Origin of the sequence: Paenibacillus agri (genome assembly GCF_013359945.1) — a bacterium.
In the GTDB taxonomy this organism is placed as follows: domain Bacteria; phylum Bacillota; class Bacilli; order Paenibacillales; family Paenibacillaceae; genus Paenibacillus_AQ; species Paenibacillus_AQ agri.
In genome coordinates, this window is record NZ_JABWCS010000199.1 from 85811 (window position 1) to 111703 (window position 25893).

At 49.3% G+C, this 25893-nt stretch carries 22 protein-coding genes, 1 pseudogene and 1 riboswitch; of the genes and pseudogenes, 15 read left to right on the plus strand and 8 right to left on the minus strand.

What is annotated here, in order from left to right; all coding sequences use genetic code 11:
• Window positions 1-69 precede the first annotated feature (69 nt).
• From HPT30_RS07975 to HPT30_RS07985, 3 genes are all read right to left on the minus strand, one after another.
• A complete protein-coding gene (locus HPT30_RS07975; protein WP_175370879.1) occupies window positions 70-2526 on the minus strand; it encodes a heavy metal translocating P-type ATPase in 2457 nt (818 codons plus the stop codon).
• Between the two features lie 118 nt (window positions 2527-2644).
• On the minus strand, window positions 2645-2845 hold the full coding sequence (gene copZ, locus HPT30_RS07980) for a copper chaperone CopZ (RefSeq protein WP_175370880.1): 201 nt from the start codon (window positions 2843-2845) through the stop codon (window positions 2645-2647).
• A gap of 16 nt (window positions 2846-2861) precedes the next feature.
• Window positions 2862-3215, minus strand: a complete 354-nt coding sequence (locus tag HPT30_RS07985) for a metal-sensitive transcriptional regulator (protein ID WP_175370900.1) — start codon at window positions 3213-3215, stop codon at window positions 2862-2864.
• 351 nt (window positions 3216-3566) lie between these two features.
• On the opposite strand from HPT30_RS07985, the gene HPT30_RS07990 reads away from it, so the two are divergent.
• The 9 genes from HPT30_RS07990 to HPT30_RS08030 all read left to right on the plus strand — a co-directional run bounded on the left by HPT30_RS07990 (window position 3567) and on the right by HPT30_RS08030 (window position 12169).
• The gene (locus HPT30_RS07990) at window positions 3567-5372 is read left to right on the plus strand and encodes a bifunctional diguanylate cyclase/phosphohydrolase (RefSeq protein ID WP_175370901.1); all 1806 of its coding nucleotides are present in this window, start codon (window positions 3567-3569) and stop codon (window positions 5370-5372) included.
• A gap of 194 nt (window positions 5373-5566) precedes the next feature.
• On the plus strand, window positions 5567-7087 hold the full coding sequence (locus HPT30_RS07995; RefSeq protein ID WP_175370881.1) for an MDR family MFS transporter: 1521 nt from the start codon (window positions 5567-5569) through the stop codon (window positions 7085-7087).
• A 3-nt stretch (window positions 7088-7090) separates the two neighbouring features.
• Window positions 7091-7657, plus strand: a complete 567-nt coding sequence (locus HPT30_RS08000; RefSeq protein ID WP_175370882.1) for a PadR family transcriptional regulator — start codon at window positions 7091-7093, stop codon at window positions 7655-7657.
• Between the two features lie 204 nt (window positions 7658-7861).
• Entirely contained in the window at window positions 7862-8080 is a 219-nt protein-coding gene (locus HPT30_RS08005) for a YczO family protein (RefSeq protein ID WP_175370883.1), read from the plus strand.
• A gap of 397 nt (window positions 8081-8477) precedes the next feature.
• Complete coding sequence (locus HPT30_RS08010; RefSeq protein WP_175370884.1) at window positions 8478-9719, plus strand: hypothetical protein; 1242 nt, start codon at window positions 8478-8480, stop codon at window positions 9717-9719.
• A 3-nt stretch (window positions 9720-9722) separates the two neighbouring features.
• Window positions 9723-10310 (plus strand): signal peptidase I SipW, encoded by a 588-nt coding sequence (sipW, locus tag HPT30_RS08015; protein WP_175370885.1) that lies wholly within the window; start codon window positions 9723-9725, stop codon window positions 10308-10310.
• 93 nt (window positions 10311-10403) lie between these two features.
• Window positions 10404-10997, plus strand: a complete 594-nt coding sequence (locus HPT30_RS08020) for a TasA family protein (RefSeq protein WP_175370886.1) — start codon at window positions 10404-10406, stop codon at window positions 10995-10997.
• A gap of 71 nt (window positions 10998-11068) precedes the next feature.
• On the plus strand, window positions 11069-11656 hold the full coding sequence (locus HPT30_RS08025; protein WP_175370887.1) for a TasA family protein: 588 nt from the start codon (window positions 11069-11071) through the stop codon (window positions 11654-11656).
• A gap of 183 nt (window positions 11657-11839) precedes the next feature.
• Entirely contained in the window at window positions 11840-12169 is a 330-nt protein-coding gene (locus HPT30_RS08030; protein ID WP_217622300.1) for a helix-turn-helix domain-containing protein, read from the plus strand.
• 107 nt (window positions 12170-12276) lie between these two features.
• Here the strand turns inward: HPT30_RS08030 and HPT30_RS08035 are convergent, their stop codons facing one another.
• Entirely contained in the window at window positions 12277-12429 is a 153-nt protein-coding gene (locus tag HPT30_RS08035; RefSeq protein ID WP_246316984.1) for an anti-repressor SinI family protein, read from the minus strand.
• Between the two features lie 27 nt (window positions 12430-12456).
• A riboswitch (cyclic di-GMP riboswitch) is annotated at window positions 12457-12541 on the minus strand.
• Between the two features lie 517 nt (window positions 12542-13058).
• Here HPT30_RS08035 and HPT30_RS08040 point away from each other — a divergent pair.
• Together HPT30_RS08040 and odhB are read left to right on the plus strand one after the other, a co-directional pair.
• Window positions 13059-15932, plus strand: coding sequence for a 2-oxoglutarate dehydrogenase E1 component (locus HPT30_RS08040; protein WP_175370889.1), 2874 nt, complete (start codon window positions 13059-13061; stop codon window positions 15930-15932).
• Between the two features lie 52 nt (window positions 15933-15984).
• Window positions 15985-17298 carry a 2-oxoglutarate dehydrogenase complex dihydrolipoyllysine-residue succinyltransferase gene (gene odhB, locus HPT30_RS08045; RefSeq protein ID WP_175370890.1) on the plus strand — a complete coding sequence of 438 codons (1314 nt, stop codon included), beginning with the start codon at window positions 15985-15987 and terminating at the stop codon, window positions 17296-17298.
• Between the two features lie 231 nt (window positions 17299-17529).
• Here the strand turns inward: odhB and HPT30_RS08050 are convergent, their stop codons facing one another.
• A complete protein-coding gene (locus HPT30_RS08050; protein ID WP_175370891.1) occupies window positions 17530-18168 on the minus strand; it encodes a nitroreductase family protein in 639 nt (212 codons plus the stop codon).
• A gap of 119 nt (window positions 18169-18287) precedes the next feature.
• Between HPT30_RS08050 and HPT30_RS08055 the strand changes: the two genes are divergently transcribed.
• Complete coding sequence (locus tag HPT30_RS08055) at window positions 18288-18647, plus strand: MerR family transcriptional regulator (protein ID WP_175370892.1); 360 nt, start codon at window positions 18288-18290, stop codon at window positions 18645-18647.
• Between the two features lie 1005 nt (window positions 18648-19652).
• Here the strand turns inward: HPT30_RS08055 and HPT30_RS08060 are convergent.
• The 3 genes from HPT30_RS08060 to HPT30_RS08070 form a co-directional block, all read right to left on the minus strand.
• On the minus strand, window positions 19653-20966 hold the full coding sequence (locus HPT30_RS08060) for an L-lactate MFS transporter (RefSeq protein ID WP_175370893.1): 1314 nt from the start codon (window positions 20964-20966) through the stop codon (window positions 19653-19655).
• Window positions 20967-21090: 124 nt separating this feature from the next.
• Window positions 21091-21822: a LytR/AlgR family response regulator transcription factor gene (locus HPT30_RS08065; RefSeq protein WP_175370894.1), complete on the minus strand. Its 732-nt coding sequence runs from the start codon at window positions 21820-21822 to the stop codon at window positions 21091-21093.
• Window positions 21819-23483, minus strand: a complete 1665-nt coding sequence (locus HPT30_RS08070; RefSeq protein WP_175370895.1) for a sensor histidine kinase — start codon at window positions 23481-23483, stop codon at window positions 21819-21821. Before HPT30_RS08070 ends, HPT30_RS08065 begins: the two co-directional genes overlap by 4 nt.
• Window positions 23484-24192: 709 nt before the next feature.
• Here HPT30_RS08070 and HPT30_RS08075 point away from each other — a divergent pair.
• The 3 genes and pseudogenes from HPT30_RS08075 to HPT30_RS08085 form a co-directional block, all read left to right on the plus strand.
• Complete coding sequence (locus HPT30_RS08075; RefSeq protein ID WP_175370896.1) at window positions 24193-24792, plus strand: nucleotidyltransferase family protein; 600 nt, start codon at window positions 24193-24195, stop codon at window positions 24790-24792.
• A gap of 99 nt (window positions 24793-24891) precedes the next feature.
• Window positions 24892-25110 (plus strand): hypothetical protein, encoded by a 219-nt coding sequence (locus tag HPT30_RS08080; RefSeq protein ID WP_175370897.1) that lies wholly within the window; start codon window positions 24892-24894, stop codon window positions 25108-25110.
• A gap of 386 nt (window positions 25111-25496) precedes the next feature.
• Window positions 25497-25893 (plus strand): annotated as a pseudogene (locus HPT30_RS08085) (IS701 family transposase); the annotation flags it as partial.

A 25893-nucleotide genomic window follows, 5' to 3' on the forward strand; every position in this document is an offset into this window, starting at 1 on the left:
GACTTTTTTATAATTCCGTCTAAGGAAGCAATGGTTCCTCCTGTCAACAGAAATCAAAGCTATATTGCTTTACAGCTTCACCCGTTGCAGCCGTAGTGCGTTCAGCACAACGGATACAGAGCTGAATGCCATCGCCGCTCCCGCAAGCCATGGGGCTAAGAAGCCTAGAGCCGCAATCGGAATTCCGATTGTATTGTAGGCCAGCGCCCAGAACAGATTCTGCTTGATGTTCCGCATCGTCTTGCGGCTCATCTCAATCGCATCCGGGATGCTCTTCAGATCGCCGCGCATCAGCGTAATGTCCGCGGCTTCCATCGCCACGTCCGTCCCGGTGCCGATCGCCATGCCCGTGTCGGCAGTCGCCAGCGCCGGCGCATCGTTGATGCCGTCGCCGACCATCGCCACCTTGGTTCCGCCCGCTTGCAGCTTGCGGACCTCCTCGGCCTTGCCTTCGGGCAAGACTTCGGCCAACACCTTAGTGATCCCGGCCTGCTGCGCAATGGCCTCGGCAGTGATCTTGTTGTCACCTGTAATCATGACAACCTGGATACCCATCTTGTGCAGCGCGGCTACGGCTGCCCGCGAAGTCTCCTTAATCGTGTCGGCCACAGCGACGACCCCGACTACGGCCTTCTCGACAGCTACCAGCATCGCTGTCTTCCCTTCCTGCTCCAGCCCTGTCATAATTGCCGTCCAGGCCGCAATATCCAGACCTTCCTCTTCCATCATCCGGCGAGTACCAACCTTCACCGCTTTTGTATTCACCACAGCCGATATACCCCGGCCCGGTATATTATTGAATTGTCCCGCTTCCGGCAAGGTCAGCCCTCTGTCTACAGCTCCGGCGACAATTGCCTCCGCAAGCGGATGCTCCGACAGCTTTTCCGCAGCCGCGGTCAACGCCAACAGCTCATTCTCGGCTGCTGCGTTGTTATTCCCCGCAGCACCTGCGGTAACGATAACATCTGTCAGCACAGGTTTGCCGTTGGTTACAGTCCCTGTCTTATCCAAAACAACGACTTGAATGGCTTGTGCACCTTCCAAATGCTCGCCGCCCTTAAATAGAATACCCAGTTCCGCTGCACGGCCCGAGCCCGCCATGATTGAGGTTGGCGTTGCTAGCCCCAAGGCACACGGACAGGCAATCACCAGCACCGCGATCGCTTTCTCCAGCGCTTCTGCGAACTGGCCAGGGGCAACCCCGAAATACCAGATCAGGAAGGTCAAGACTGCAATCCCGACCACAATCGGTACGAAGATCCCGGAAATGACATCAGCAATCCGCTGGATGGGTGCCTTGGAGCCTTGTGCTTCTTCCACAACTTGGATAATCTGAGCAAGCGCAGTGTCCCGGCCTACCCGGCTGGCTTTCACCCGCAGCATTCCGTTCTTGTTAAGTGTTGCGCCAATTACAGTATCCCCCGGCTTCTTCTCTACCGGGATGCTTTCACCCGTCAGCATGGATTCATCGACAGAAGAAAGCCCCTCCACAACCTCGCCATCCACTGGTACTTTCGTGCCCGGTTTGACCAGTACGATGTCGCCAGGAACTACCTCTTCCACAGGGATGCTAATCTCAGCACCGTTCCGAATGACGAGCGCGGTCTTCGCCTGCAAACCCATAAGGCTCTTGATAGCATCCGAAGAGCGCCCTTTGGCTAACGCCTCGAACCACTTCCCGACCAGAATCAACGTGATTAGAACCGCACTTGTCTCGTAGTACATTTCCACCGTATGATCCATGCCCGACATGTTAAGCGAATCAATCGTCAGGTACAAGCTGTAGAAATACGCAGCCGAGGTTCCAAGTGCTACCAGCACGTCCATGTTGGCACTGCCATTGCGCAGCGCTTTATAAGCACCGACGTAGAACTGCCAGCCGATAATGAACTGTACCGGAGTAGCCAGAATCAGTTGGAACCACGGATTCATGAATAGATCCGGGGTAGGAATCCAGGTGGTGAAGGAAAAATGTCCAGCCATAGCCCATAAGAGCGGCAAGGACAAAATCGCCGAGATAATCCACTTGTTCCGCTTATGCTTAATCTCCGCTCCCCGCCGGTCAACATTTTCTTTGCGATCCTGCTTAAGCGTAGCTTTATATCCAATGCCGCTGACCTTCTCCATAATCTCACGGGTCCCAATATCACCCGGAATGTATTCAACATGCGCGGTTTCGAGCGCCAAATTCACATTTACCGAAGCAATCCCTGGCATCTTCCCCAGCACCTTCTCTATACGTGCCGAACAGGCTGCACAGGTCATCCCCGAGATATCAAAATCAGCGGATTCTTTTACAGTATCATAACCTAAGGCACGTATCTTCTCTTCGATCTCCGGCAGTCCGGCCACCTTCGGATCAAAGCCCACTGTAGCTTGCTCCAGCGCTAAATTAACATTCGCCCGGGAGACTCCCTCCATCTTGGACAACCCTTTCTCAATCCGGGTTGCGCAAGCCGAACAGGTCATCCCTGTAATTTGCAAAGTCGTCTGCTTCTCTTCCTCTGCCGCTGCGGTATTACCCATCTTATCCACCCCTCTTCATACCCCAAGGGGGTATAATTATCTTCAAAAGAAAAGGCGTTGGCGCCTCGGGAACCAAAGAAGGTCCGCACCGCTCCAAGCCTTATTACTGTGCTTCAAGTTAAACTACATCATACCCTTGATCTTCGATAGCTTCCTTGATCGCGCTGAGGCTTACCTTATTCTCATCGAATTCAACGGCTACTGTCTTTGCTGGCAAATCTACTTTCGCAGAAGCACCAAGACTCGCTACAGCCTTCTCTACAGAATTCACACAGTGACCGCAAGACATTCCTTCAACATTAAGTACAGCATTGGACATGATAATTCCTCCTTAATTATTTCATTAATTTATTAACAGTCACCAGCAGTTCATCGATGACCTCATGCTCACCGGCTTCGATCCGTTCGACAATGCAGCTCTTCATATGGCCTTCCAGCAGCAACCGCCCCACACTGTTGAGTGCCGATTGAACTGCGGCCAGTTGATTAAGTACATCATCACAATAGGTATCACGATCAATCATTCCCTTGATCCCGCGAACCTGGCCTTCAATTCGGTTGAGTCGTGTGGTCAGTAAATTCTTGAAGTCCGCAGAGTGATGACTCTTACGCACGCCGGAATCAGACGTCCCGCATTCATCGTCGCAGGAATGCCCTTCCCGTTCTTTGTCATTGACAGACACATGCATCAACCTCCTTGAACTCACTATAATATACCCCCCATGGGTATGTCAAGATGAACTAAAGAAATTAATCCACCCCATATTTCAAAGTTTAATGATGTTGAAAATGAGTAAAATTAATTGTTTTTTGTTATAAAATAGCAGGAATTCAACACCTGGAAGCGAATTCAATTAGAATTATACCCTTTTTTATCCAGAACCAACCTTTGCATACTCATACCTAGAAAATTTGGGGAATTTCCCTTACACTAATGGAACATCATGACATTGCTCGAGAGGAGAGGGTCTACCTTGCCCAACCGCACATTATTTTTTTTCAGGCGAAATATAGGCCAGTTGTATGCACTGATCATATGCATGTCCGGTTTTGGCCTCTTTGCCATCTATAATCAGGCTGCCTTCCTGCAGTATGCTGCTTCAGGCTGGGTCTGGATTTGCGCCATGTCGGCAGCTGTGGTCATTCTTACTGTGTTCACCTTCCAGCTTCCTCCACAGGGAAATGGTTTGTCCCTGGATTCTTCGGTTTACCTGGCCTGTATCTTCCTTTTTGGCCCTTCATTCTCATTGACGGTACTGCTGCTCTCTTCCCTGATTTCTTTCTTCCTGGAGCGGAATAAGGTCTGGTGGAAGCAGCTCAATAATTTTGCCGTCTATTCCATCATGATCTGTACCTCTTCACTAACCTTTGCGGCGTTTGGCGGGGAGGAAGGCCCTCTGCTGAGCTATCATCTGTATGCCTATACCGGGAGCATGGCTGTATATTTTATCCTGAACACGCTATTAATTAGTCTTTATTATTACGTGGTCTTCCATGAAAATCTGTACGAAACGCTCAAGGGGATGCTCAGGGATACCCTCCTGGCCTATCTTAGCACGCTAGTACTTTCACTTGTGTTGACTATTCTGGTGTCCCATAACGAATTTGTTGGGCTGGCACTATTTCTATGTCTAAGCGTGCTGCTGTCCTATTCATTCAAGCAATTGTTCGCAATGTACCGCAGCATTGAGGAACGTGCCAACCGGGATCAGCGTACAGGACTATTCAACCACAGCTATTTCGAGACGGCGCTGGAAGAGGCTATGCGCAAGTCTAAGGCTGATGGCTCCGCACTTTCCCTGGCTATGATCGACATTGATGACTTTAAGAAATACAATGATCATTTCGGTCATTTGAAGGGAGATGGGCTGATCGTCTTCCTCGCAGAGCTGTTGAAAAAAGAGTCCAAGGGGACAGAGATTATCGTTTCCCGTTATGGCGGCGAGGAATTCACACTGCTCCTGCCCGCGCATGATACCGTACAGGCCAAGCAGTTCATCGAACGGCTGCGCAGGATGCTTAACCAGTCCCCTTTTGAAGGTGTCGAAATTTTCCCGCAAGGTTGCCTATCCTTCTCTGCAGGCATCGCTGGTTACAAGCCTGATGTGCACGAGAAGTCGGAGCTTGTTGAACACGCGGATCAGGCATTGTACTATGCCAAGAAGCAGGGGAAAAATCTGGTCCATATTTATGGCAACCAGTCGCCTCTGGAACGAGAGATTGATTTTAGCCAGGATGTACGGGACATTGAGCAGCAGCTTAACCTGTTCATGTACAAGGATTTGGAGACGTTCAAGCATTCCAAGCGGGTGTTTCAATATGCCCTGGATATCAGCAGACTGCTCAATTTGGACAACCTTACCAAACGTCAGTTCACGCTGGGTGCGCTGATTCATGATATCGGGAAACTGGAAATTCCCTGGGGCATCCTTAACAAGAAGGATAAGCTCACGCCCGAAGAATGGGAGATGGTGAAATGGCATGTCACCTGGGGCAAGAAAATGGCGATGACCAATGAAAAGTTCAAGGATCTGGCGCCCTACATCGAGCTGCATCATGAACGATACGATGGACAAGGATATCCTTACGGTTTCAAGGGTGAAGAAATTCCGCGCCTGTGCCGGATGCTGACCATCATCGACTCTTTTGACGCTATGACTACCGAACGGGCTTACCAGCCTACAAAATCTATAGCAGAGGCCATTGTAGAGCTACGAGCCTGCGCGGGAAGCCAATTCGATCCGCAGTTAACAGAGTTCTTCATCAACTATATCGAATCCAGAGCGTTTCCATCAGAAGACATTACTACGCAGAGGTCACTGCAAGACACTCCCTTAACCCACTAAGCCTGTAACCAGATAGCAGTATCTATAGAAAGCACCCTTCCGGTGCTTTTTTCTTTGATTACATTCTCCAGGCGTTGCCCAGAATAACTGTAAAAGAAAATTACATATTGCCACCCTATTCAAATTTGAATATAATAACCATGTTTCTTGTATTCTGATGCCTATAATCTTATTAAAAAAAGGAGCCTGTACGCATGCATTCCAAAGAAAGTAATCTTAAACTAGTAGTTGTGGGCCTGCTGCTCGGTATATTGATGTCTGCAATGGACAATACCATAGTAGCTTCAGCGATGGGCACCATCGTTGCCGACTTAGGCGGGCTGGATAAAATCGTATGGGTCACCTCTGCTTACATGGTCATGGTCATGGCCGGCACCCCGATCTTCGGCAAGCTCTCCGATATGTATGGCCGCAAGCGGTTTTTCATGTTCGGACTCATCGTCTTTCTAATAGGCTCGGCGCTGTGCGGAACGGCGACCACGATTACCCAGCTTAGCATTTACCGCGCGATTCAGGGAATCGGTGGCGGGGCACTGATGCCAATCGCCTTTACCATTGTTTTTGACATCTTCCCTCCAGAGAAAAGAGGCAAGCTCACCGGCCTGTTCGGGGCCGTCTTCGGCATCTCCAGCGTACTGGGCCCGTTGCTTGGTGCATATATCACTGATTATGTAGGCTGGCAGTGGGTATTCTACATCAACCTCCCGATCGGTGTTGTCGCCATTTTCCTGATTGCTACGTCTTACAAAGAGTCTATTACCCACTCCAAGCAGCGTATCGACTGGGGCGGAGCTTTCACACTGGTGTCAGCCATCATTTGCCTCATGTTCGCCCTGGAGCTTGGCGGCAATCAATATGCATGGGACTCTCCTATGATCCTGGGATTGTTCGCTGGATTCGCTGTTCTTCTAATCGCATTCATTCTCATCGAGCGTGTAGCAGCAGAGCCGGTCATCTCGTTTGCGATGTTTGGTAAACGGCTGTTCGCAACAAGCAGCATTACCGCCTTTTTCTACGGTTCGGCCTTTATTGTGGCAACTATTTATATCCCGATCTTCGTCCAGGGCGTATTTGGCGGTTCGGCTACCAATTCCGGGCTGATTCTGATGCCGATGATGATTGGTTCCGTTCTCGGCAGCCAAACTGGTGGTATGCTGGCGGCCAAGACCAGCTTCCGTAACATCATGATACTGTCAGCGATCTGCTTCGTAGCCGGGGTGTTCACACTGACCACTTTGTCCCCGGATACTTCTCGCCTGCTGCTCAATGTATTCATGGCCTTGACTGGCTTCGGCGTCGGCTTCTCCTTCTCGGTCCTGAGCATGGCTTCCATCCATAACTTCGGGATGCGCGAACGGGGTTCAGCTACTTCCACCAACACATTTATGCGTTCGCTGGGGATGACGCTCGGGATTACAATCTTCGGGATTATTCAGCGCAACAGCTTTACGAATAGCTTAACTGAAGCCTTCGGCGCTGGTGGCCAAACATCGGCGTTCGGTGACCCGCGTGCTGCTTTGACTCCGGAAGCCAGAGCCAAGATTCCAGCGCCGGTTCTGGAGAAAATATCAGCTGCGTTGTCCACTTCTATTGCGGATACCTTCCTTTGGGCCTTGGTACCTGCTGTACTCGCTTTAGTCTTCGTGCTGCTGATGCCAGGTGACCGCTTGCTGATTCCAGGTAAATCAGCACAGACGGCCCCCTCCAAGAGGTAAGCCATGTCCATAAAACTTGCAGTTCTCGGCCTGCTCCTGGAACGAAACATGCACCCGTATGAGATCACGCTGGTGATGAAGGATCGCCGAATGGACAAGATTATGAAGCTGCAGATGGGATCGCTCTATTATGCTGTTGACAAGATGTCGCAAGATGGCCTGATTGAAGCGGTAGAAGTGATCAGCAGTAAGGACAGACCAGACAAGACGATCTACAGTATCACCGACAAGGGCAAGAATATATTCGAGCAGCTCATCTTACAGCAGATCAAGAAGAATGAACCCGTCTTCCATCCGCTATACATTCCACTCGCTCTCTCCCGCTATGTAGACCAGGGAAAGCTGGCAGAACTGCTGAACGAACGTGTCCTGAAGGCAGAACATGATGTCAATCTGGCCTATCAGATCTATGAAGAGCATATCCCCCTCGTGCCCCGTTCTGTGCTTCATGTAATGTATGGCAGGTACGAGCATTGTCTAACCGAACTTAAGTGGCTTAAGCGTCTTTATGCAGATGTGCTGGCCAACAAACTAAGCGATACCGGAACACCACTGGATACAGAGGCCTGAGGGCCTCTGTTTTTTTGTTCGCTTAATCAATTTCGCAGGATTAATTGGCATCTTTTCTAAACAGATGTTGCTTTTGGGACCAGCTAAAGAAGAAGCTGTTCACCCCACAAGAAAATGGTTATGGATTAGTAAGATCACGGGCACACTGTCGTCATAACCCCGAAGAAGTAACCAGCTTCATCATTATCAAGGGAGGGAATAGATATGAGCAATCCCAAGAAAGCATTCGGAGGCACCAGCCTCGATAATCCCGAACAGTACCCTACAGATCAGAAAAGCCTGTTCGAGATGTTCGAAAGCGAAGCGACCGTTGACGCTATTCCGATGGAAGACCTGAATCTGGAGAGGCACGAAGAGAAAGAAGATAAGGACAACACCAAGCACCGCTCTTCCAGTGAGGAGAAATACCACACAGGTTTTTGACCGCAAAAGGGAGGGAACTCTCTCTATACCATTCGCGGTACTACCCGTACTCTAATGATCTAAATGTAGTGACCGGTACACATTCAATGTGGCCGGTTATTTTTGTGTGCAATCAGGCATGCAATATCGTTCTTTATTACGAATTTAATTAGAAAACAAGCGATATATAGAGTATAAATGAGATAATAGTCACTTTTAGTTCTTTATAAAGCACAAATCAAAGAAATTAGCGGTTTTCTTTTTCCTAGTGCCCGTGTATGATTTGGTTATCACATCGTTCTTAATAAAGAACAAATATAGCGAACCGGTATCCCGGTAAGACATGAGAGGAGGTATTCCTCTGTATCCTAGATCAGCTCGCCAACGAAAAAGAAAAAGTAAGCGTATCGGTCTGCGAATGCTGCAATCCGGCATGGCCATATCGGTTCTTTTCCTCTATACGTCCAATCAGATCGGCAGCACTTATGGTGATTTCAACACTTCGAAGCAGCAGAACACCACAATAGAGCTGTGCAAAGTATTCCCCGGCCAGATTGAGAAACTACTGCAGGAATTAGGTAGCCACATTAAACGGATTAACGAGCTCACAGCTTCGCTCAGCACCCACTCCGTCACGCTAGCTTTGGGAGGATCGGCGGCGGTCGAAGGCTTGTCGCTGGAAGAGCTGGACTATGCCGCACAGGAGACTTCACAGCAGATTGCATCGGCTTCCGGCGAGATCGGTGCACTGGAGAGTCAGCTTAGCTTCAATGCAGGAGTCTGGCTGGAGATTATGCAGGAGGTTGCAAGCACAGCCCGAATTCTGTCCCAGATTGGAGGGTATATGGTGAACTTCGAACCCAACTGTCTGGAAATCCGCGATGCCCAATTCTTCGAGGAGTTCCAAAATAGCCTTAGTCAAAGCAGCGTGCTGTCCGAATCTCTTGTGACTACCTTGAACGGAATTCTGAATTATCTCGTCTCGATTCATGAGATCGGTGGTTCACTTCCTCCGGAAAGTCCTGTTGCAGCCCTGCTGGAACCAAGCCTTCCAGCCTTCCTGACACAAGAGCCCATCCTGACGTTCATGGCCAGAGCCTATGTTCCCCAAGCGGAAGTTTCCACGGAATTACGATCTGCCTATGAACAGATGAATACAGAGATGAACGAGGCTAAGCGTTCTCTCGCCAGCGAGATTGACACCCTGAAGGGTCAGCAGAACCAGATTGCCGGGGCAAAAGCCAAACTGCTGGAGCAGGCCCGCAAGGAGGAAGAAGAACGCCAAGCACAGGAGAAGAAGCAGCAGGAAGAAGCTGCCGAGAAAGCCAAGGAAAAAGCAGGCAAGCCGGATAAGGATGCACCTAAGCCGGAAACGCCTCCGGCCGGGGACGCCGATCCTGATGACAAGAACAACGGGACAGACGAACCAGTGGCATCGGCCTCTCCAGTGCAGGCAGCCACTCCTGAGCCCGCCAAGCCTGTAGACTCTCTGGACGGAGAGCCTGCCCCTGTCATCACACCTGGGGAAACGCCAAGCGCACAGCCGTCTGCAGAGCCATCACCTTCGGCAACAACTTTGCCTGTGACAAGTCCGATCCCTGCGGCAACTCCCGCACCTTCTGCTTCTCCAGAACCAGATTCCATTAAAGGCGGCGATTAAGAAATGCTTATCAAAAAAATCATTGGCAACACGATAACCACCCTGATGCTTATCGTGTTCCTGGTGGTAGTCGTAGCAGTTGTAGTCTCCAAAGCCTCAGGCGGCGAGCCTGCCTTCTTCGGCTACCAAATCAAGACGGTCCTATCCGGTTCCATGGAACCCGGGATCCATACAGGCTCCATCATTGCGCTCAAACCCGGTGGTGACATGACCCGCTTCCAAAAAGGCGATGTCATTACCTTCATGAATCCAGAGAACATTCTGATCACCCACCGTATCGTGGATGTCAGCATAAACAGTGCCATCGGCGAGGCCAGCTATACAACCAAAGGCGACAACAATAATGCCGCTGACATGTCCCCGGTCAGTTCGACCAACGTGATCGGAGAGTATACCGGCTTTACCGTTCCTTATGTTGGTTATGCCATGAACTTCGCAGTTTCTAAGGCAGGTAGCGTGCTGTTAATGATCGTGCCAGGAATTCTGCTCCTGATGTACGCGCTGTACAGCACCTGGAAAGCCATCACCGCTCTGGAGAAGAAGAATAATTCGTCTGCCGCTGCTGAGCCGCTGCCGGATACCTTACATTAATAGGATTGTAATCTCCCGTTTACGAAACGTGGAGCAACAATATACATGACGTGAAGTCAGAAACAAAAAAAAGATTAAGAGAGGGATGAATGAATGAATATTAAAAAAACACTGGGGCTGGGCGTTGTCTCAGCAGCGCTTGGATTGACTCTGGTCGGCGGAGGTACCTTCGCATATTTCAGCGATACCGCGCAAAGTACAGCTTCCTTTAACAACGGAACATTGAGCCTAGACTCTGATCCCTCTGTGATCGTGGACCTCAGCAATCTCAAACCAGGTGATATCATCACCAGAGACTTTCAGCTGAAGAATAGCGGTTCACTTGATATTTCTCAAGTGCTGCTGAAGACGGCGGCTCAGGTTATAGATGTGAACAATGACAATGGAACTCATAATTTGAAAGATGACATTGTGGTTACCTTCCTGGTTAATAAAGACAAGATATCTTCCCCGGTCCTGGTTAAAAAATTGTCTGAACTGGAAAGTCTGTCACCAGACCTTGTAAAAGCAGGCATCCTGGGTTCAGTTTTCGGTGAAAAATCAGGGATCAAAGCAGGAACTCTAGATAAGCTGTCCGTTCAGTTTGCCTTTGTCGACAACTTCCAGCCGCAGAACTACTACCAGGGCGACAGCCTGAAATTGAATTGGACCTTCGAGGCCAAACAAGGCGCTGGCGAATACAAATAAGCCGTCCGGTCTAAATTCAGCAGACATTTCGTCTACCATTTTATTAACCATATAAGAGGAGGAATTTAATCATGGGTATCAAAAAAACATTGGGTCTTGGTGTGGCATCAGCAGCTTTGGGATTGTCTTTAATCGGGGGAGGTACCTTCGCTTACTTCAGCGATACAGCGGAAAGCACGGCAACTTTCGCTGCTGGCACGCTGGATCTGAATACTAATCCTGAGCAAAACGTAAACCTGAGCAATCTGAAGCCAGGTGACATCGCTGTCCGCAGCTTCACTCTGCAGAACAACGGCACGCTCGACATTAAGGAATTGAAGCTGGCTACAACGTATAATGTTACGGATGCTAACACCAATAATGGCTCAGAGGATCTGGGCGCACACTTTAAAGTAAAACTGCTTGATAGCAGCTATACTAGCGGCCCGATTACTGGCCATGTCGTTGGCGAAGCAACACTCAAGGATCTGCAGAACAATCCGGGCTATGATCTGGTAGCTAACGCCTTCCCAGGAGGCATCTCCGCTGCCCAATCTAAGACGCTCAAGCTAGCCTTTGAGTTCGTTGAAAACGGCCAGGATCAAAACATCTTCCAAGGAGACAGCGTAGCCGTGACCTTGACCTTCAATGCCAAGCAAGGCGCTGGCGAATTTAAATAAGCCTGTTCTTCTAAAAACTACCGGCATCTCTTAGACCTTTAACCGGGCTGGGACATGCCGGTTTTTTGCACCAGTCCCCTCCCTCGTTCTCCTCTGAACAGCAATGTAACTTTGTCCGTTTCCAGGAAATTTGTTATACTTATACAAAAAGTACGGAGGGGCGTTGTCATCGTGCCTGATAATATGGGAGGGCGCATCCATGAACTCCGGGTAGAGAAGGGCTTATCCTTATCCGAGCTTGCGGACAAGGCGGATGTAGCCAAGTCGTACCTGAGTAATGTTGAGAGAAATATCCAGTCCAACCCCTCTATCCAATTCATTGAAAAAATTGCCGATGCGCTCCAAGTATCTATTCACGTGTTGCTATATGGAGATCTCTCCGACACTGAAGAGACGCCTCTGGATTCGGAATGGTTCCGGCTCGTGCAAGAGGCAATGAGCTCCGGCATTAGCAAGCGGGAGTTCAAAGAATTTCTGGATTATCAAAAATGGCGTCTTGAACAAAAGGATTAATGATTTCAGCCCTGAGCGCCTCACCGCCTCGGGCACCCGATCATATAGAGAAGGGCACAGCATATGCTGTGCCCTTCTCTATATGTATCCTGTTATGATTCAAGCTGCTAAATAGCCTTCAACGCCTTCTCATTAAAGAAACGGCGAATCTCCTCCGCCTTGATGCCCGCCTTCTTGGCACTCAGCAGCAAATATACCCATTCTAAATCCAGATCGACTGTCTGCAGTTCTCCGTTGTTCCCCTGGTTGGACTTATCCAAAAAATCTCCTCCTAAGATTTCGCGTCCCCAGGCAGTCCGGCCGTCTTAGTATCTCTACCTTAGACCCGAGACTTTGTGCCCCTGTCTTTCAACAGGTTTACCCTTTACTGGATCCTTTACATGAAAGGATCTGGCTAGAAATTATTATTAAAACCTTACTGCAATAACATTATACAAGAAATAATCGGAAAAGTGTGTCGTTTTCTGGAAACTTCTAAGGAGACAAATGTAAAAAGTTTAGCTCTTTTTGACTAATACCTGTCCAACTTGAAACCATGTGTATGAGATGTAAAATTTTTAATTTATGAATAATTGTACTAATTCATACGGACTATATAAAGCTATTAACCAATCTTCAAATCCTCTAAACAGCTTTTCCTGTCAAATCAGGGTCTATTGAATCATTTTAATAGTTCCTTGCTCTTGGGGTAATCTATTTATGGCGCTATGGCATCAATAACCAGGCTGAACCATACCGTTTTGCGATTGGATTGGACGAAAGTATGAATTGATTAAGATCACCGAAAGTAGCACAATAGAAAGGAAATGAAAACGCAACCATCACAGCTCCGAACAAGGCCCATACCAGCGCCCTGCGTTTGGAGTTCATCCGTTAGGAGGATGTATTCATGGCAGCCAAAGAGCCCTACAATGAATCTGTTTGGAGCAAATATTACGGTCCCAATCTGGGCTACATTCAAGAGAAGTATGAGCAGTTTGTGAAAGACCCCTCCTCAGTTGAAAATAATTACCGTGAACTCTTTACTGTTTATGGCCCGCCTCCCCTGGCGCCGGATGCCGAACCAGCTCCGCAGCCGATCGTTTCGGGAGATGCCGTTTGGCTTCGTAAGGCTGTCAAAGCCTCCAAGCTGATCGCTAACATTCGTATATATGGCCATTTGGCCGCCAATATTGACCCGCTGGAGCGGGATCACAACCCTATGACAAAATGGCTGAATCACGAAACATATGAACTGACGCGTGAGGATCTCATGGCCCTCCCTGCTTCGCTGATTTGGGAGAATGTCCCGGATAATATTAAAACCGCCTGGGACGCCGTTCACCGGATGCGCCAAGCCTATACACAAACCATCGCCTACGAATTTGGTCATGTGCATGATGAACAGGAACTTCGCTGGTTGAACAGCCAGGCAGAATCCGTTAACTCACCTGCGCCACTGAATACCGCTGAACGCAAGGAATTGCTGAGTCGGTTGATTCAAGTGGAGCAGTTTGAGACCTTCCTGCACAAGACTTTCGTAGGCCAAAAGCGTTTCAGCCTCGAAGGCAACGACGCCCTGGTGCCAATGCTGGACGAAATCGTACGCGCAGCCGCACATGAAGGTGCCGAGCATATCCTGATGGGCATGGCCCACCGCGGACGTCTCAATGTACTAGCTCATATCCTTGGCAAACCTTACGATATCATTTTCTCCGAGTTCCATCATTCACCGAACAAGGAGCTATTCCCTTCGGAAGGGTCCATGGGCATTAACTACGGCTGGACCGGGGACGTGAAGTATCACCTGGGTGCTGACCGCGCTGTACGTGAAGGCGAAACCGTCCGCACTAGGCTGACGCTGGCGAACAATCCGAGCCACCTGGAGTTTGTTAATCCTGTCGTTGAAGGATTCGCTCGTGCAGCTCAGGAGGAGCGGGGCACAACAGGCCTGCCGAAGCTCGACACGAACAAGGCGATAGCTGTGCTGATGCACGGAGACGCTGCCTTCCCAGGTGAAGGTATCGTGGCTGAGACACTGAACATCGGCAAGCTGGACGGGTATACGAATGGCGGTACGATTCATATTATCGTCAACAACCGCATCGGCTTCACCACCGAAAGCGAGGACTCCCGGTCGACGCATTATGCCAGTGACTTGGCCAAAGGCTATGAAATCCCTATCGTTCACGTCAATGCTGATGATCCGGAAGCCTGTGTAGCGGCTGTTCGTTTAGCTAGCGCCTACCGCAATAAGTACAAGAAGGATTTTGTCATTGATCTGATCGGCTACCGCCGCCACGGTCACAATGAGATGGATGATCCGGAAACAACCCAGCCAATCGTCTACGGCAAGGTCCGCAATCACCCGACGGTTCACAGAATCTATGCCGAACGCCTCCGTCAGGAAAAGGTCGTTACAGATGAAGATGTGAAGCAAATGAACGCTGATGCAGAGAGCATTTTGCAGCAGGCTTATGATAATATGAAAGAAGGCAAACATAAGAACGCGGACAGCAAGACTTCCGTATCCGTGAAGACAGAGGACAGCCCTAGCAAATCGACTGCTGTCTCCCTGGGTGCGCTCCAACAAATCAACCGTGAGCTACTTAGCGTTCCTGACGGCTTCACCGTCTATCCGAAGCTGCAGCGCATTCTGCAGCGCCGCAAAGACGCACTGAACGATGGTGAGAAGGTAGACTGGGCACTGGCAGAAAGCCTGGCCTTCGCTTCCATAATCAGAGACGGAACTCCGATCCGCTTAAGCGGCCAGGATGCACAGCGCGGTACCTTCGCGCACCGCCACCTCGTCCTGCATGACAGTGAGACCGGAGAATTGTTCTCTCCGCTGCATCAAATAAGCGATGCTAAAGCTTCCTTCGGTGTGTACAACAGTCCGTTGTCGGAAGCCTCGGTGCTTGGCTTCGAATACGGGTACAATGTATTTGCGCCTGAGACTTTTGTAATTTGGGAAGCCCAATACGGTGACTTCGCCAATGCCGGTCAGGTCATCATTGACCAGTTCATCTCGGCTGGACGGGCGAAATGGACGCAGCGCAGCAATCTTGTTATGCTGCTGCCGCACGGCTACGAAGGCCAAGGACCGGAGCATTCCAGCGGCAGACTGGAACGCTACCTGCAGTTGTCTGCTGAAGAGAATTGGACCGTGGCCAATCTGACTTCAGCATCCCAATATTTCCACTTGCTGCGCCGGCAGGCTTCTCTCTGCGGCAAGCCGGAAGCCCGGCCGCTCGTTATCATGGCGCCGAAGAGCCTGATCCGCAACCCGCGCAGCACCTCTGCCGGAACCGAACTGGCTTCAGGGCAGTTCCAGGCCGTACTGCCTGAGCCGCTGCTCGGCCAGAACCCGGCTGAAGTGAAACGTCTCGTGGTTTGCAGCGGCAAGGTCGCCATTGACCTGCAAGCCGAGCTGGAAGCTGCGACTGCGAAGGGCAAGGAATGGTCCTGGCTGCACATCCTGCGGCTTGAGCAGCTCTACCCGTTTCCAGAGCAGGAACTGGCCGCTCACCTGAGCACCTTCCGCTCCCTGGAAGAAATCGTCTGGGTACAGGAAGAACCGAAGAACATGGGCTCCTGGAGCTTCACTGAGCCGCGTCTGCGGGCCATCGCTCCCGAGAATACCAAGGTCAAATATATCGGCCGTCCGGAGCGTTCCAGCCCGGCAAGCGGTTATGCAGATGTTCACACCTATGAGCAACGTAGAATTGTTACGGAAGCCCTGAAATTGAATTCGCAAGTACAAACGGCTGTACCGTCCTCCTAAGAGGACGGTGTCACTATAGCGTAAACTATAAAGTTTGGGGAGGTAGCGGCCTGTGTCTGAAATTAAAGTACCCGATCTTGGCGAATCCATTTCTGAAGGAACGATCTACAAATGGCTGGTTAAAGAGGGCGATACTGTCGGCCAGGGGGATGTGCTGGCAGAGCTGGAGACAGACAAAGTCAATCTTGAGATTAGTGCAGAGGAGGACGGTGTCATCTCCTCCATCCTGCGGCAAGCCGGCGAGAACGTAGCCGTTGGCGAAGCCATCGGCATCATCGGCGCGGCAGCAGCCGGCACGCCGAAAGCGGCAGGCGGCAGCAAGCCCGCGGCCGCACCGGAAGCGGCAGGCGGCAGCAACGCCGCCGCGCCTCAGGCAGCAGCGGAAGCTTCCGCACCCGCTGCAAGTGCCGCGCCCGCAGCTACGAGCGCGGGCGACAGCTCCGCGGCCCTGGCTACGCCGGGCGCGCGCAAGCTGGCACGGGAGCGCGGCATCGCCCTCGGCGAGGTTAGCGCCCGTGACCCGATCGGCCGGATTGGCCAGGCCGATGTGAAGGACCATGGCGCAGCGGGTGCTGCTGCGCCAGCCGCTCCGGCGCCGCAAGGCAAGCCGGAGGCGGCGAAGCCGCTTGCGGCGCTGGGCAAAGCGCCGCACCCGGAGGACGGCAAAGCGACGGAGCGCAAGCGCATGTCGCGCAGACGGCTGACGATTGCCAGCCGCCTGGTGGAAGCGCAGCAGACGGCGGCGATGCTGACCACCTTCAACGAGGTGGACATGACGGCGATTCTGGATATCCGCAAGCGCCGCAAGGATAACTTCAAAGAGAAGCATGATGTCGGACTCGGGTTCATGTCCTTCTTCACCAAGGCCGTGATCGGCGCCTTAAAAGCCTATCCGATGCTCAACGCCGAGATCGACGGCGAGGATCTGTTGCTGAAGAAATACTATGATATCGGCATTGCCGTCGCTGCCAAGGAAGGCCTGGTCGTACCGGTCGTCCGCGATGCAGACCGGTTGAGCTTCCCGCAGATCGAGCGGGAAATTGGTGCACTGGCCGCTAAAGCGCGGGCCAACACGCTGAGCCTAGCTGAGCTGCAAGGCGGCACATTCACGATAACTAACGGCGGAGTGTTCGGCTCACTGCTATCTACGCCGATTCTTAACACCCCACAGGTAGGTATCCTGGGTATGCACAAGATCCAGCTGCGCCCGATCGCACTGGACGAAGAGACTACCGTCAACCGGCCGATGATGTATATTGCACTGTCCTATGACCACCGGATCGTCGACGGCTCCGAAGCCGTAAGCTTCCTGGTTAAAGTCAAGGAACTGCTGGAAGATCCGGAAGCGCTGTTGTTAGAAGGCTAAGTGCCCTCATCCAACTTTACAATGTGCTGTTAACCTATCAATCAAAAAGGAGATCCCCAGAGCCTAGCTCCAAGGGACCTCCTTTTTTTGCCGCGATATTTATCGTTCCTGCTTGGCTTCTGTACCTTCACCTTCCCAATGAAAGTAAATTCAGCAGTCATGGACGAGAAAATAAAGTCCTGGACTACCGCTATTTTTTATTGAACTATCGCCTCTCATTAATACAAGTGCTTATCTCCAAAATGTAATCTTCTCAGAACTTAACCGCACGGTTTCATATCCTGCTTCCTTGGCTTTTCCTATGGAGATAATCATTACTGGAGCATAACGTTCTTCATCTAAATCAAATGCTTTGGCTACCTGATCGACTTCAAAGCCTGCCATTGGATTCGTATCATACCCATGTGCACGAGCTACCAACATTAACTGCATGGCGAAAAGGCTGCTATCGATTTTTGCTACTTCAATTTTCACTTCTTTTGGTAACGTTGGATACATTGACAGGATGGTGTTGACCTGACTATCTCGTACTTCTGCTGGCATCTTCCCTTCTTCCACAGCTGTATTGTAAATTTCTTCGACATTTAAATAGCTATCAGTATCACCAAAAATTAATAACATGGCTGATGAAGTATCGTTTTGTAACGTATTGAAGCGCACAAGAGGTCTTAGTTTTTCTTTTCCTTCCGGAGTATCCACCACCACTACACGCCAAGGCTGCATATTTGCAGAGGATGGTGCCAAGCTGGCCTCCGCAATCATTTCACTGAGCTCTTCTTTTGATATTTTAAAGTTCTCGTCATAATTACGAACAGAACGTCTTTCCTTGACTATACTGGCAAAATCATTATTTAGAGTATTAATAAACATAGACTCTCTCCTCTTGATAACGTTAGTTTTTTTTGACAATTTGTATGTCGTTCGTTATCATATTCGCATTATGAACTATAAACCTAGGTTTATAGCAACAATCAAAAAGAGGTCATATTATGAAAATAAATGATGTTTCAAAATTAACGGATCTGCCTATATCAACATTGAGATTTTATGAACGTAAGAACCTAATTCCGGACATATTTCTGCAAAGAGATGCCAATAATTATCGTGTTTATTCTGAGGAGATTGTTGAATTTCTGGAAGATGTGAAGGCACTTTTATCCGTAGGTTTTTCTATAGAGGAATTAAGTTTGCTAGTCAGTCAAGAACTTAATTTATCATACGAGCTAAAGAAACAAGTTGTTGAACAAAAAATCAAAGAAATTGAAGATGTCCAGAAGCGATTGAAAAAATCGAAGAAATTTTTGCATGCCGTCTTGGAGGGAAAAGCAAATTTTCAAACGAAGTGTTAGAAATAAGCTGCTTGGAGAATGCCCTGTGAGTATACGGATATCATCAATCGGTAAGGTGTTATTCTTAAGTTCGCTTATATAGTTATTTATTCAACTAACCTTCCGCTTAACTTTAGTGAAGAGAAGCCTGTGGGGCTCCATAACCATAGGGGGTATGAGAAGATCAATGGGGGCTAAACCCACTACCTCCGTGCTTTCCCCCAAGCTTGTGTAACAGCATGTTTAACAGCTTGTCTATCGTCAGCAGAACCAACCTCGCGAATACATAAATAAGAGCATTTTTGTACCTTAATTCGGCGGCAACGAAGTGGAAAGATTCATTAAGGACATTTTTGTATGTTAATTCTTCGGGTATATCATCTTTTTAGGGATTTGTAAGAAAATAAGGTACAAAAATGCTCTTAATTCCCTTTTTAACGCTAAAATTATCAATATAAGGTACAAAAATGCCGCTATTTAAATACTGAGTCGGCTTTGGAAAAAGAAACGTTACACGAAAGAAAACGGCGGCAAGGTAACTGCAGCAGAATAGGCGATCAAGTGAACGGGCCATTAAGTGAAAGCTTCGATCTTCTGATTCACTGAACTTATGTGCCAGCCCCATATTGTGCGCGTCACTTCTGTTCCAGTTAAGCCCTCGGTAAATACTCAATAAGTTCTCAATAAGCCCTAAATTTAGTTACTGGTCTATATAAGCTGAACTTAAGAATTAGGCAAGCTGACTGGAGAATTCCTATAAAAATAAGGATATCATCAATCAGCAAGGTGCTATTCTTAAGCTCACTTTACATAATCACAAATTTAGTTACTGGTTTAAACACAAAATAGGTTGCGAACTTCCGGTAAACTTTTGACTGTCCAGTAAGCTTTAAAGCCCTAGTTAATATTTCTTTAAAGCAAAAATAGAGGAGATCAGCCCACATAATGAACTAACCATCCTCTATTAGGTGTTACCTTTTGTTGCTCTGTCTCTGTAATTAGGCCAACATCACAATCTGTATATGGTTAAGCCGTCCCCCCGTAAGGTTTCAGACTCAATCCCTTCTCTGTCTTCTCTTTCTGCACCGGCGGCTTCAGGGAAATTGCAATGATTGAAGCCAGCAGACACAAGAGACCAATCACGATAAAGGTGGGTTTGAACCCGCCAAGCAAAGCAGCTATAAATGAGCCGGACAACGCGCCGATGCCGAAGCCCTGATACACGATGCCGTAGTTCTTGCTATGATTCTTCAGACCGAAGAAGTCACTGACAATAGCCGGGAACACCGTAATGTTGCCGCCGAAGCAGAAGGCAATTGCCGCTACACAGGCGAAGAACAGGCCAAAGCTCAGGTTGGCAAAGCTAAGCGTCAGCATCGCCGCAGCGGTTACTACGAGTGATGCGCCCACCAGCTTCAAGCGGCTCATTTTATCAGACAATGCCCCAAGAATCAGGCGTCCGCTTGTATTGAAAATCGCGATCATTGCCACCGCATTCGCTGCTGTCTGCACATCAAGTCCAGCCAGCTTCACACCGATATCCTTAACGATGCCTATCAGGTAGAGACCGCTCATACAAGCGGTGAAGAAGATAATGAACAGCAGATACGCTTCTTTGGTGCGAAGCATTTCCTTAACGGTATAGTCCTTGGCACCAGCCGGAACACTGGAGGCGGTTGCAGGAGATGCCGACAGGCTAGACCGCGTTCCTGCTGGGACTACACCCTCCGAAGACTGCACAACAGCCGGTACAGAGGCTGGCGCGGCAGCTTCTCTGATCAGCAGCGAGCCAATAACAACCATAGCCATCACAATCATTCCCCAGTAAAGGAATGTGTTAGATACACCGACCGAGTCGATCAGACTGCCATTGATATATTTGAAAACCAGACTTCCTGTCCCGTAAGCACCAACAGATACGCCGGAGATTAAGCCTTTATTCTTTGGAAACCATTTGATCAGGTTAGATAACGAAGTAATATAAGCCGTTCCGTCCGCATAGCCGACGATCAATCCTGCCAGCAGATAGAACATCGGGAGTGAACTTGCCTGTGAACTGAGCATTAGCCCCAGTCCTAGCACGATCCCTGCGGTTCCAGTCAGTCTGCGGAGGCCGAACCGGTCCTGCAGCTTGCCCGCGAACAGTGTTGCGAAAGCCAGCGCGAAGCTGGTAATGGAAAATGTTATTGCGACGGAGCTGAGCTCCCATCCGAATTTGGATACCAGTTGTGCATTGAACAAGCTCCATGTATAAATCGTACCCAGACCCATTTGCATAATGACGGTACCTAGTACAATAAGCCATCGTTTGGCGCTTTTACTATCCGTAGTTGTAGTCATGGCCGTTTCCTTCTTTCTCTCGTTGATCGCTGCAAGAGCCTCTATTGCCTCTTCATTGTAGCGAAAGCAACACCGCTTGAGAGAAATACGGAATGAGATGACTGAAATGAGGAATGAAATGCGCTTACAATCGCATAATCTGCCTGAATTCCTTGACCCTGCTGCGACTAACCGGCACTTCAAAATCCAAATCACGCAGGCGCAGCAGATACGTATTGTTGAACCAAGGGATGATCTCCTTGATCTTCGACAGGTTGACTAGGTAGGAACGGTGGCAACGGAAAAATCGGTCCTGCGGCAGCCGGGCATGAAAATCGCTGATGCTGAGCGCCATACTGTACTCTTCGCTTTTGGTCATCACACTGGTGGTCTTCTCCTGCGCCGAGGCGTAATAGATGTCATCCGCATCCACCACGATGATCTTCTCGTTTTTCCATAGGTTTACCTTATCACTGAGCGGATTACGTTCACTTTCTTCCTCCTGCCGACCACGAGCGGCATGGGCCGTCTCGAGTTTATGCAGCATCGCTTTGATCCGCACCTCGCTGTATGGCTTCAGAATATAATCGAACGCCTCTATTTCGAAGGCCTCGGCAGCATGCTCTTTGTACGCAGTGATGAACACAATATAGGGCTTCACCGAGAACTTGCTGATATTCTGCGCGAGCAGCACACCGTCGATGGAAGGAATGTTGATATCCAGAAAAAGCACATCCGCCTCCTGGCTCTGTAAGTATTTTAATGCATCCAGCCCGTCCTCAAACTGAGCGACAATTTCGATTCCACTATGGGCCTCAATCAAGAAGGCCAGCTCTTGTCTTGCCAGTTCCTCATCCTCTACAATTATCGCTCTCATCGGTTCTCCTTTTTAACATCAAAATAGATATCCGTTCCTTTGTCCAATCGGTGGATCGTCAGTCCGTTCCCATAGATCAGTTTCACCCGCTGATGCACATTATAAAGTCCGATCTTGTTCTCCGGCATATCGCCGCTGTAGACTCTCGCGATCGTCTCTTCAGAAATGCCGACCCCGGTGTCGCGGATCCCGACCCGCACCGTATCGCCCTGGTCTTTTACCGAAATGGTCACGGTACCCTTCCCTTTTTCCTTCAAAATCCCGTGAACAATGGCATTCTCCACGAGTGGCTGAATAATGAGACTAGGAATGCGCACCTCCACCTCATCGTCGATATCATAGAGCACCGTTAGGCGGCTGCCGAAGCGCGCTTTTTCAATCTCTACATATTGCTGAACCTGCTGCAGCTCCTTGTTGATGTCAATGAATTCATCACTCAGCTCCAGATTATACCGCATATACCCGGACAGATTCACGATTAGCTCCCGCGCTTTATCCGGGTTGATCCGAATCGAGGAGATGATGGCATTCAGCGCATTGAATAGAAAATGGGGGTTGATGCTCGTCTGTAATGCTTTCAGCTCCGCTTTGTTCGCCATCTCCTTGATGCCCTCCACCCGCGACACTTCCATAAGTGTAGAAATCATCTGCGACAGTCCCACGGCCATAGCCTGCAGGGAATACGTAATCTTATGGGCTTTGGTATAGTAGATTTTGAGCGCCCCCGTCACCTCACCCTTCTCCTTAAGCGGGATAATAATCAGCGATTTGATCAGTGGGTTCGTATGGTCGGTATCATTGTTCCGGATCGTAATCTCGCCGCTGGACAGCGTCTGCTTGGTCTCGTCGCTAATAATCTCGCTGGTCTCGGCATAATACTCTTCCCCTATACCAACGTATGCGCGTATCAATCTGGTATCAGTAATGGCTACAGCGTCCGCTCCGATATCCTCTTTAATGATTTGGCAGATGGTGTGAAGGGATTCATGATTGATGTTGCGAAAATACGGCAGCGTCTTATTGGCGATATCGAGTGCGAGCTTGGATTGCTTGGCGGCTATCCGCTCCTTTTCCCCTTCCACACTCTGGATCAGCATGACGATCAGACCCACACTGACTTGGCCAACAATCATCGGAAAAGCGATCTTGGACACGATGTCCAGCCCAAGCGAGGTTGGCTGCGCCATCACTAGAATAAGTACCATTGTCAGCGCCTCACAGGCCATCCCGGCGAGAATGCCAGCGATCCAGCGCCGTTCAACAGAGCTGCGACGATAAATAATACCGGACACTACCCCCGCGATCACGCTTGTGATGAGACAAGGAACCGAGGTTACCCCGCCGATATCGATCAGGAAACGGTGCACGCCTGAGATCACTCCAGTGATCAGACCGACCCAGGGGCCAAACAGTATCCCTCCGGCCATGATGGCAATGATCCGTACATTTACAAGCGAACCTTCCACGTTAATACCGCTGTACGTACCAAAGATAGCGAACAGACTGAATACCACCGTTACAATCGCCAGTTCCTGAGGGGCGTAAGCACCTTTTTGAAAAATCTCTTTAAACCGCGGCAGACGGGTCAGCACGAACAGACACATCAGCAGAAGCGCGGCTCTTTCGAATAATTGCATCAGAATAGTAAACGTGTGTTGCATAGTCACGGCCTCCAAGAACAATATATCGGTCATTATAGTTATAGTTCCCGCCGCTGTCCAATTGCAGCCCGGATCTGTACATCTTTCACTTCTCTACAAAGCTGGACTGACTATTATCAGCAAAATAATGAAACTCAGAACTTCCCCTCTTTGCTACTGGCAACTTCCCCATTCATATTTATAATGAGTACATGGTAGTACCACCAACGGACCTCAGTGACCTTATTCTATCCAAAGAGAACTTTATAGGGAGTTAGCGGACTCCAGAGACGTTATTCACACACTTTAGTCTTTCTTTTGTTAGATTCTGTGTAGATAGCGGCTTCTGAGTCCGTAAGGCACAAAAAAAAGCTGATGTAGGAGCAATAACGTTTCCTGGGTCCGTAAGAGGCTTATACTACTGGTTCGCAGTGGCCTGCTGCAGACGAACGTAGAGCATATTGCTGGTTCGCGGTAGACTGCTGTAGACGAACGTAGTTCATATTGCTGGTTCGCGGTAGACTGCTGCAGACGAACGTAGGGCATATTGCTGGTTCGCAATGACCTGCTGCAGATGCACGTAGTTCATATTGATGGTTTGCGGTGGCCTGCTTCAGATGCACATAGTTCGTATTGCTGGTTCGCGGTATTAACGGCCACGCTAGCGAGCCATCGGAGCAGTTCACTGGAGGATATTTGCTGGAAGCTTACAACAACGGAGGCGATAACTATGAAACTAAACAATAAGGAAGATATCCTGCAGCTTGTCCAAAACGACCCGTGGATGATGAGTGTGCTGGAAACAGCCAGTCTACTCCATTTGCCGGATTGGTGGGTCTGTGCAGGGTTTGTGCGCTCTAAAATCTGGGACACGCTCCATGGCTTTGCGGAAAGAACGCCTTTACCAGATGTTGATGTTGTCTATTTTGACCCTTCTAACCTTGATGAAGCTGAGGAAAAACGATTGGAGGAGCAGCTAAGAAGCATAGATCCCACCATCCCTTGGTCGGTTAAAAATGAGGCGCGAATGCATCTGATCAATAACATGTCACCATTCTCATCTTCTACAGATGCGATCTCGAACTTTACAGAGACTGCAACTGCGCTTGGGCTTAGCCTGAACGAAGCGGGGCAAGTCATCCTGACCGCTCCACACGGGATCGAGGATGCGGTGAATATGGTGTTACGGCCGACGCCACATTTTGCAGCAGACAAGGAACGTCACCCCATCTTTGTAGAGCGGATCGCGCGGAAAAACTGGCAACAGACCTGGAGCCAGCTCCAGTTACACACTGCAAGTGCTGTTGGTGATTTCCCTACCCTAGAGTAGGTAGCCCAATTCACTTAGGTCAGGTGTCACTACTTATGCATAGGCATATTATGCAGTATTAAGAAAACGAAAGGAGTACATCCATGCGACAAGAAAACAATGGAGTTCAAGAATTTCAGCAAAGAGATCCCCAGCCACAACATTACGGACATGAACATACACAACATCCCCATCCCTATTTTCACATCTATGGTTCCCCCCAGGGTATTCATCACATCCATCATCACCACCACCATCACCACCACCATCATCACCACCACTATCACACCACGCGAGAGCAAGATACTCATCAATAACGATATTAAAAAGGGCATTTAAAATTTAAGGCGAGAAGAGTTACACCCCCGGCTAATGCTACATCATGCCGCTGTGCGTTTCATTCTCGCCTGATTTTTATTCTATAGGTATATCGAAGAACAGCAATAAACAAGATCCCTGCGGCAACTTCCGTAAAACCTATAAGTATTGTTCGGCTACTTGATTAATTTCATTGGAGAGCCAGACCCTTATCGTTGGAGCAGACTCTGATGAATCTAGCAAAGAAATCAATTGAGGGATAGTTCCTTCATCATATCTGCTTATCAACTATAAATGAGCAAATCCACTTCCAATAAACTGTAAAATCAAAAAAATAGAGACAAAGTGCTTTACCTGTGTTGAAAAAGTAGTCACAACAACAAACTTTTCACAAAGAGGTAATCACTATGTCTCATACCGCCATCGCACCTGAATCCAACGCCATCCGCAACTATTTGTTGCAGCATCAGCTGCCTTTGTATTTTTCCAAGCCTGTTTTAAATCATGTGGAAACGTACATGACGGCGGCAATCGCTAAAAGATTTCGTGGCAAGGTTACCGCTTTGGCGGAATACAGTGACCGCCATCGTACCACACTAGGCCATTTCCTTGCCGAAGGGGTATGGGATGAAACCGTGTTACAAAATAAAGTGAAAACCGAATCTATTTTCCAGATTCTGGATACCTCCAAGCGCACGGCGGAGCCGCTGTTTGTCATTCACGACGATACGATTGCTCAGAAAACAAAACCTTCGTCACAGGCCCGTTTTCCTATCGAGCAAGCCGGGTTTCATCACTCTCATC

Coding starts and splice junctions, on each gene's coding strand:
- HPT30_RS07975 (WP_175370879.1), bottom strand. CDS start 2,526: ATGGGTAATACCGCAGCGGCAGAGGAAGAGAAGCAGACGACTTTGCAA.
- copZ (WP_175370880.1), bottom strand. CDS start 2,845: ATGTCCAATGCTGTACTTAATGTTGAAGGAATGTCTTGCGGTCACTGT.
- HPT30_RS07985 (WP_175370900.1), bottom strand. CDS start 3,215: ATGCATGTGTCTGTCAATGACAAAGAACGGGAAGGGCATTCCTGCGAC.
- HPT30_RS07990 (WP_175370901.1), top strand. CDS start 3,567: ATGTCCGGTTTTGGCCTCTTTGCCATCTATAATCAGGCTGCCTTCCTG.
- HPT30_RS07995 (WP_175370881.1), top strand. CDS start 5,567: ATGCATTCCAAAGAAAGTAATCTTAAACTAGTAGTTGTGGGCCTGCTG.
- HPT30_RS08000 (WP_175370882.1), top strand. CDS start 7,091: ATGTCCATAAAACTTGCAGTTCTCGGCCTGCTCCTGGAACGAAACATG.
- HPT30_RS08005 (WP_175370883.1), top strand. CDS start 7,862: ATGAGCAATCCCAAGAAAGCATTCGGAGGCACCAGCCTCGATAATCCC.
- HPT30_RS08010 (WP_175370884.1), top strand. CDS start 8,478: ATGCTGCAATCCGGCATGGCCATATCGGTTCTTTTCCTCTATACGTCC.
- sipW (WP_175370885.1), top strand. CDS start 9,723: ATGCTTATCAAAAAAATCATTGGCAACACGATAACCACCCTGATGCTT.
- HPT30_RS08020 (WP_175370886.1), top strand. CDS start 10,404: ATGAATATTAAAAAAACACTGGGGCTGGGCGTTGTCTCAGCAGCGCTT.
- HPT30_RS08025 (WP_175370887.1), top strand. CDS start 11,069: ATGGGTATCAAAAAAACATTGGGTCTTGGTGTGGCATCAGCAGCTTTG.
- HPT30_RS08030 (WP_217622300.1), top strand. CDS start 11,840: ATGGGAGGGCGCATCCATGAACTCCGGGTAGAGAAGGGCTTATCCTTA.
- HPT30_RS08040 (WP_175370889.1), top strand. CDS start 13,059: ATGGCAGCCAAAGAGCCCTACAATGAATCTGTTTGGAGCAAATATTAC.
- HPT30_RS08050 (WP_175370891.1), bottom strand. CDS start 18,168: ATGTTTATTAATACTCTAAATAATGATTTTGCCAGTATAGTCAAGGAA.
- HPT30_RS08055 (WP_175370892.1), top strand. CDS start 18,288: ATGAAAATAAATGATGTTTCAAAATTAACGGATCTGCCTATATCAACA.
- HPT30_RS08060 (WP_175370893.1), bottom strand. CDS start 20,966: ATGACTACAACTACGGATAGTAAAAGCGCCAAACGATGGCTTATTGTA.
- HPT30_RS08065 (WP_175370894.1), bottom strand. CDS start 21,822: ATGAGAGCGATAATTGTAGAGGATGAGGAACTGGCAAGACAAGAGCTG.
- HPT30_RS08070 (WP_175370895.1), bottom strand. CDS start 23,483: ATGCAACACACGTTTACTATTCTGATGCAATTATTCGAAAGAGCCGCG.
- HPT30_RS08075 (WP_175370896.1), top strand. CDS start 24,193: ATGAAACTAAACAATAAGGAAGATATCCTGCAGCTTGTCCAAAACGAC.
- HPT30_RS08080 (WP_175370897.1), top strand. CDS start 24,892: ATGGAGTTCAAGAATTTCAGCAAAGAGATCCCCAGCCACAACATTACG.